5 protein-coding genes and 1 pseudogene are annotated in these 4,399 nt (G+C 70.4%); 5 read left to right on the plus strand and 1 reads right to left on the minus strand.

From position 1 onward, the window contains the following. The 5 genes and pseudogenes from VFM98_RS26030 to VFM98_RS26050 all read left to right on the plus strand — a co-directional run. Window positions 1–107 (plus strand): annotated as a pseudogene (locus tag VFM98_RS26030) (ABC transporter permease); the annotation flags it as partial. 254 nt (window positions 108–361) lie between these two features. Next, window positions 362–1,894 carry an acetyl-CoA hydrolase/transferase family protein gene (locus tag VFM98_RS26035; RefSeq protein ID WP_325112792.1) on the plus strand — a complete coding sequence of 511 codons (1,533 nt, stop codon included), beginning with the start codon at window positions 362–364 and terminating at the stop codon, window positions 1,892–1,894. A gap of 53 nt (window positions 1,895–1,947) precedes the next feature. Further along, the gene (locus VFM98_RS26040) at window positions 1,948–2,418 is read left to right on the plus strand and encodes a hypothetical protein (protein WP_325112788.1); all 471 of its coding nucleotides are present in this window, start codon (window positions 1,948–1,950) and stop codon (window positions 2,416–2,418) included. Between the two features lie 130 nt (window positions 2,419–2,548). Continuing rightward, complete coding sequence (locus VFM98_RS26045) at window positions 2,549–2,965, plus strand: bacteriohemerythrin (protein ID WP_325112789.1); 417 nt, start codon at window positions 2,549–2,551, stop codon at window positions 2,963–2,965. A gap of 72 nt (window positions 2,966–3,037) precedes the next feature. Continuing rightward, window positions 3,038–3,232, plus strand: coding sequence for a hypothetical protein (locus VFM98_RS26050; RefSeq protein ID WP_325112790.1), 195 nt, complete (start codon window positions 3,038–3,040; stop codon window positions 3,230–3,232). A gap of 6 nt (window positions 3,233–3,238) precedes the next feature. Here the strand turns inward: VFM98_RS26050 and VFM98_RS26055 are convergent, their stop codons facing one another. Then, window positions 3,239–4,153 carry a reductase gene (locus VFM98_RS26055; protein WP_325112791.1) on the minus strand — a complete coding sequence of 305 codons (915 nt, stop codon included), beginning with the start codon at window positions 4,151–4,153 and terminating at the stop codon, window positions 3,239–3,241. Window positions 4,154–4,399 lie beyond the last annotated feature (246 nt).

Below are 4,399 nucleotides of genomic sequence, written 5' to 3' on the forward strand. Positions count from 1 at the left end.
CGCCGTGGATGGCGATCTGGCCGGGGGTCTCGATCTTCCTGCTGGTGCTGTCGTTCAATCTGCTGGGGGATGGCTTGCGGGATGCGCTGGATCCGCGGCAGCGGTGAAGCGCTGGGCTTCGCGCTGTCGCGCTCAGCACCAGCCTACGCAAACCAGCTCCGCGTCCGAGCGGCGGCCTCTCGCAGGCTGGCGCTGAGCGGCGGCCTCTCGAAGGCTGGCGCTGAGCGGCGAAGCCCGAAGCCCAGCGATTCCGCCACGGGGGACAAAAGCCTTTCGACCCGGTCCAGCTTGACCTCCCTCAGTCGCCCACCCGGATGCGGCCCTTAGACTGCATTTCCCCACGAACCGAGTAGAACGAGTGCTGTCCCCCCGCTCCCGCGTCCTCCATCCCGGCCTGCGCCGCAAGATCATGTCCGCCGAACAGGCGGCCGCCCTCATCCAGCACGGCGACCACGTCGGCATGAGCGGCTTCACCAGCTCCGGCTATCCCAAGGCCGTGCCGCCCGCCCTGGCGCAGCGCATCGAGTCGGCCAACGCACGCGGCGACACCTTCCGCATCGGCGTCTGGACCGGCGCCTCCACCGCGCCCGAACTCGATGGCGCGCTGGCCAAGGTCGGCGGGATCGAGATGCGCCTGCCCTACCAGTCGGATCCCACCTGCCGCGCCCGCATCAACGCCGGCGAAATGGAATACCTCGACATCCACCTGTCGCACGTGGGGCAGTTCGTCTGGTTCGGCTTCCTCGGCAAGCTCAACGTGGCCCTGGTCGAAGTGGCCGGCGTGCTGGAGGACGGGCGCCTGATCCCCTCCACCTCGGTGGGCAACAACAAGACCTGGCTGGACCTCGCCGACAAGGTGATCCTGGAGGTCAACAGCGCGCACGCCCTCGGCCTCGAAGGCATGCACGACATCTACTACGGCACCGCCCTGCCTCCCAACCGGCGGCCGATCCCGGTGCTGCACCCGAGCAGCCGCATCGGCGACGCCTACCTGCACGTGGACCCGGCCAAGGTGGTGGCCATCGTGGAGACCCACCAGGCCGACCGCAACCCGAAGTTCACGCCGCCCGACGAAGCCTCGGAGCGGATCGCCGAACACATCCTCGATTTCCTCGGCCACGAGGTCTCGCGCGGCCGCCTGCCGAAGGAGCTGCTGCCGATCCAGTCCGGCGTGGGCAACACGGCCAACGCGGTGCTGAGCGGCCTCGACAAGGGCAAGTACAAGGGCCTCACGGCCTACACCGAGGTGCTGCAGGACGGGATGCTGGAGATGCTGAAGTCCGGCACGCTCGCCTTCGCCTCCTCCACGGCGCTGTCGCTCAGCGACGCCGGGATGCAGGAGTTCCTGGACAACATCGACCACTACCGCGAGCGCATCCTGCTGCGGCCGCAGGAGATCTCCAACCACCCGGAAGTGATCCGGCGCCTGGGCGTGATCTCCATGAACGGCATGATCGAGGCCGACATCTACGGCAACGTCAACTCGACCCACCTGATGGGCACGCGCATCATGAACGGCATCGGCGGCTCGGGCGACTTCGCCCGCAATGCCTACCTGTCGATCTTCATGCCGGCCTCCACGGCCAAGGACGGCGCCATCTCCTGCATCGTCCCGATGGCCAGCCACGTCGACCACACCGAGCACGACGTCCAGGTGGTCGTGACGGAACAGGGCCTGGCCGACCTGCGCGGCCTGGCGCCGCGCCAGCGCGCCAAGGTCGTCATCGAGCGCTGCGCCCATCCGTCCTACCGCGCCGCCCTGCAGGATTACGAGGAGCGCGCCCAGGCCCTGGGCCGGGCCGGCCGCGCAGGCCTGCACACGCCGCACCTGCTGCGCGAGGCGCTCTCCTGGCACGAGCGCTACGAGCAGACCGGCCGCATGCTGCCGCAGTAAGCGCCCCGGGGCGGGCCGCCCCACGCGGCGGCCGTTTCTGGGATAGTCCGGCGGTGGCCCGCCGCTCTTCCTCCGCGCCGCCCTGGCTGCTGCCCCTGGTGGGGCTGGCCGCGCTCGCCTGGACCCTGAACAGCTGGCTCCCACCCACCGCCACTTTGTCGCCGGCGGCGATCGACCGGCAGGAGCTGCTGCGCGGCACCTGGCTGCGCGAATACAGCGAGCGCGGCGTGCGGGTGCGCCGGGTGCTGGAACTCGAAGGCGGCGGCGCCTTCCGCGAGAGCGTGCGCATCGCCGAACCCGAAGGGCGCGTCACCCGGATGGAGCACGAGGGCACCTGGCTCTATGACGGCACCAACCTCAAACGGAAGTACACGCGCATGAACGGCGAGCCGCCCTCGCGCCTGAAGGTGCCCTTCGCCACCTTCGAGGTGGATTTCCAGGGCCGCAACGACTTCGTCGGCGTCGACCACGTGCACGGCGTGCGGGTGGAGTACCGGCGGGTGCCGGAACACACCGAGCCCTGAAGCCCGCCCCAGGGCCTCGCAATGCGGGAAAGCGTCACGCCAGCCGCGGCGACGCACGGTTCACTTGCGCTAACACAATAGCCCCTCCGCCGGGGGGGAGTACCTTCTCCCCCGGATAGGAGCCAATGCAATGACCGCGTTCGTCTGGGAAGACAAGTACAGCCTGCACATCGCCGAGATCGACCGCCAGCACCAGAAGTTGTTCGCCCTCTTCAACGAGCTGTACGACGCCATGCAGCAGGGGCACGGCAGCGAGGTGATCGACAAGGTCCTGACCAGCGTGGTGGACTACTGCGCCTACCACTTCGCGTTCGAGGAAAAGCTGCTGCGCGAAGCCGGCTTCAAGGAGGAAGCGGCGCACCGGGCCGAGCACGGCAAGCTGACCGACCAGGCCAAGGCGCTGGCGCGCCGGCTGAAGGAAGAAGGCAGCGACACCACGGTGGCCATCGCCACCCTGCAGTTCCTGGGCGACTGGCTGGCCCGCCACATCCTGGTCTCCGACAAGAGCTTCGCGCCCTTCCTGATCGCCCGCGGCGTGCACGCCTGACGCCAGGGCACTTGCGGGCGCTGGCGGCGCGCGGCGGGCGCTGCTAACATGGCCTCCCACGAGCCTGCCGCCATGCAAGACCGCATCGTGTTCCTCGATCCGGAGGTCAAGCCGCCGGACTTCCGCGTTCCGCGCGGGCGCAGCGGCGTGGGCGCGCAGTCCGCGCTGGAAACGCTTTTGAGCGACCTCGAGCGCATCCGCAAGGCCAAGGAAGGCTACGCCCAGCTGTTCCAGGGGATCGAGCAGGCCGTCGTCCAGCGGCACTGAAGCGCCTCACGGAGCCTGCGCGGCCTCGCCCGTCTGCGCGGCGCGGATCTCCAGCGCCTGCGCCTTCACCGCATCGAACTCGGCCCGCGCCCGGGCCATTTCTTCGGCGCTCGCGCGCTCCGGGTTGCAGTAATCGAGCTTCCAGTCGTCCGAATCGCTCCAGCGCAGGGGCGACTGCAGCGTGGTGCGCGGACCGGTCGCCTGCTGCAGCAGCTCGAGCGCCAGCTCCAGCGTCTGCCGCTGCGAGGCGGGGTCGTGCGGCTTGCCGGCGCCGTTGCCGAGCGGGAAATCGGAGAACAGGAAGCGCGGCACGCCCGCATGCTCCACGATGTCGCGCGCGCAGCCCATCACCACGGTGGCGATGCCCGCCGCCTCCAGCCCGCGCGCGACGAGCGCCAGCGTCTGGTGGCACACGGGGCAATTGGGCACCAGCAGGGCGGCGTCGACGCCGTCTTCGCGGCAGCGCTGCACGATCAGGGGCACGTCGTGCTCCAGCGTGCGGCGCTGGCTGCGGTTGGTGGGCGCACCGTGGAAGCGCGGCGCCATCCGCAGCCGCCCCTCGCCGGCCAGCGCCCGCAGCAGCGGCAGCGGGAACCAGCAGTTGCTGTCCTCCATGGAGGTGTGCTTGCGGTCGATGGCCACGTGCGCGATGCGCAGGTCGTGGTCGCGCGCCGTGTCGCCGGTGTAGGGCACGTAGAACTTGACGGCGGCGTTCATCGGCGCGCCCGGCCCTTGCGGGCCCTTGCCTGGCTGGTAGGGCGCGGCCGTGGTCACCAGCGTCACGACGCACTCTGCCAGCGGCTTGCCCAAGGGCTGGAACGGCACCTCCTCGAAGTGCGCGTAGCGGTAGGGGTTGCCGTAGCCGAGCGCGAGGTACCACGCGCGCGTGCGCTCCATGTAGGCGATCGGTTCGGGGTGCATCGCCCGCGTTGTAGCGGGCCACCGCGCGGCTCGGAAGCGGGGAAACACGCGACGCGCATCGCTGCCGCAGTCCACGTTCTGACACACTGGGCGGCTTGCAAGCCGCCCGAGACCTCCTGCTGGCCGCCCTGCGCGCCGCGCCGCGCCGCTACCGGCTGCCGCCGCTGCCCGCCGATGCGCCCGCGGCACGCGCGGCCGGCGTCGATGCGGCCCTGGCCTTCGCCATCGAGGCGGCCCGACGGGGCC

This window comes from Ramlibacter sp. (assembly GCF_035706265.1).
In the GTDB taxonomy this organism is placed as follows: Bacteria; Pseudomonadota; Gammaproteobacteria; order Burkholderiales; family Burkholderiaceae_C; genus Ramlibacter.

Coding starts and splice junctions, on each gene's coding strand:
- VFM98_RS26045 (WP_325112789.1), top strand. CDS start 2,549: ATGACCGCGTTCGTCTGGGAAGACAAGTACAGCCTGCACATCGCCGAG.
- VFM98_RS26050 (WP_325112790.1), top strand. CDS start 3,038: ATGCAAGACCGCATCGTGTTCCTCGATCCGGAGGTCAAGCCGCCGGAC.
- VFM98_RS26055 (WP_325112791.1), bottom strand. CDS start 4,153: ATGCACCCCGAACCGATCGCCTACATGGAGCGCACGCGCGCGTGGTAC.